The organism is Kribbella sp., assembly GCF_035655035.1.
In the GTDB taxonomy this organism is placed as follows: Bacteria; Actinomycetota; Actinomycetes; order Propionibacteriales; family Kribbellaceae; genus Kribbella.
On sequence record NZ_DASRVN010000054.1, the window covers coordinates 1 to 1,648 of the forward strand.

Here is a 1,648-nt window from a genome sequence, read left to right on the forward strand (position 1 = left end):
TGTAGACGCCGAAGCCCGGCGACCCGGCCGTGATCACCACCGCGGTCAGCACCGGTACTGCGATACCGCTGACGATCCGTACGACGTTACGCATCTGCCCAACTCCCCGTGTGAACGTCACCTGACGGTATGTGCTGACACAGTTGGGACAACAGGGGCACATGGGGTGTGTGTTACGGCTGTGATGCAAAGTTTACAATTCAAGGCTGAACTACATTGTTGTCGTTCACAATCATTCCGGTTGCCGGTGGCAACCGTGCGTCAGCGCGCGAACCGGCCGGCCAGGAAGGGCTTCGCGAGGTCCGGGAGAGTCCCGGTGCGGATGGTGCCGGCCAGCACCTGCGCGGTGATCGGTGTCAGCAGTACGCCGTTCCGGTAGTGACCGGTTGCCCAGAGCAACCGATCGAGGCCGGACGGGCCGAGCACCGGGGCGTTGTCCGGGGTCGCCGGACGAAGGCCGGCGATCGTCTCGACCAGCTCGAGCTCGTCGGTGATCGGCAGCACTGTCCGCGCGTCGCGGAGCAGGTTGAACACGCCGCCGGCCAGGACCCGGGTGTCGTAACCGAGCTCGGTACTCGTCGCGCCGACCACGAGTTCGCCGCCCGGTCGCGGCACGAGGTACACGGAGAAGCCGCGGGCCGTCGCGCGCACGGTATGCCGCAGCGCCGGGCGGTACGCCTCCGGGACCCGCAGGCGCAGTACCTCGCCCTTGACCGGACGCACCGGTGGCCGCAGCTCTTCCGGTACGCCGTCCAGCTGCGAAGACCAAGGCCCCGCCGCCACGACGATCTGCCCGGCCTGGATCGTGTCGCCGTTGTCGAGCTGTACGCCGGTTGCCGTCGTACCGGAGGTTGTGACCCGAGCGACGCGCTGCCGGATCAGCTGGACGCCGGAGAGCTCGATGGCCTTCAACAGCGTGGCCAGGGCCTGCCTGTTGTCGACGGAGTGGTCACCGGGGACCCAGACGCCGCCGGAGACGCCTGTAGCGAGCAGGGGCTCGCGGCGACGGGCGTCGCGGCCGGACAGGTCCTCCACCTCCAGCCCGAGCCGACGCTGGTAGTCGGCGACCCGGCGAAGCACGGCCATGTCGTCGACGTCGTACGCGACCGACAGGGTGCCCGTCTGGTACAGCCCCGACGGCTGTCCGGTGAGCTCCTCCAGCTCGGCGGCGAACGCGGGCCAGGCGTCGACCGAGGCCAGGTTGAGCGCGAGCAGCTCGTCCTCGCCGAACTCCACCTCGGTGACCGGGGCCAGCATGCCCGCGGCGACGTTCGACGTCTGTGCGGCCGGCGTCGGGTCGCACACGGTGACCTCGAGGCCGTCCACGGCCAGCCGCCACGCCGTCGCCAGCCCGATCAGACCGCCGCCAATCACCACAACGTCAGGCATGCCGCAACCCTACGTCCGGCTCGTCATGGCAGGCTTTGGGTGTGACTGACCACACCGACCGCCTCGCGGATGCCCAGCTGTACCTGTGCACGGACGCGCGGGAGAAGCAGGGCGATCTCGCTCAGTTCCTGGACGCCGCGCTGGCCGGTGGCGTGGACATCGTGCAGCTCCGGCAGAAGGAGATGGAGGCCGCGGACGAGCTGGCCGCGCTGGAGGTGTTCGCGGACGCCTGCAAGCGGCACGGCAAGCTGCTGGCGGT

General features: G+C 69.3%; 2 protein-coding genes. One reads left to right on the forward strand and one right to left on the reverse strand.

Going from position 1 to position 1,648, the window contains the following annotated elements; translation table 11 throughout:
• Window positions 1-261 precede the first annotated feature (261 nt).
• Window positions 262-1,389, reverse strand: a complete 1,128-nt coding sequence (gene thiO, locus VFF46_RS03570; protein ID WP_325035553.1) for a glycine oxidase ThiO — start codon at window positions 1,387-1,389, stop codon at window positions 262-264.
• A 41-nt stretch (window positions 1,390-1,430) separates the two neighbouring features.
• On the opposite strand from thiO, the gene VFF46_RS03575 reads away from it, so the two are divergent.
• Window positions 1,431-1,648, forward strand: a 218-nt coding sequence (locus VFF46_RS03575; RefSeq protein ID WP_325035554.1) for a thiamine phosphate synthase, incomplete at its 3' end; no start/stop codon positions are given.

What these genes read in the sequence shown, in the direction of transcription:
- thiO (WP_325035553.1), bottom strand. Translation starts at nt 1,389, where the DNA reads ATGCCTGACGTTGTGGTGATTGGCGGCGGTCTGATCGGGCTGGCGACG.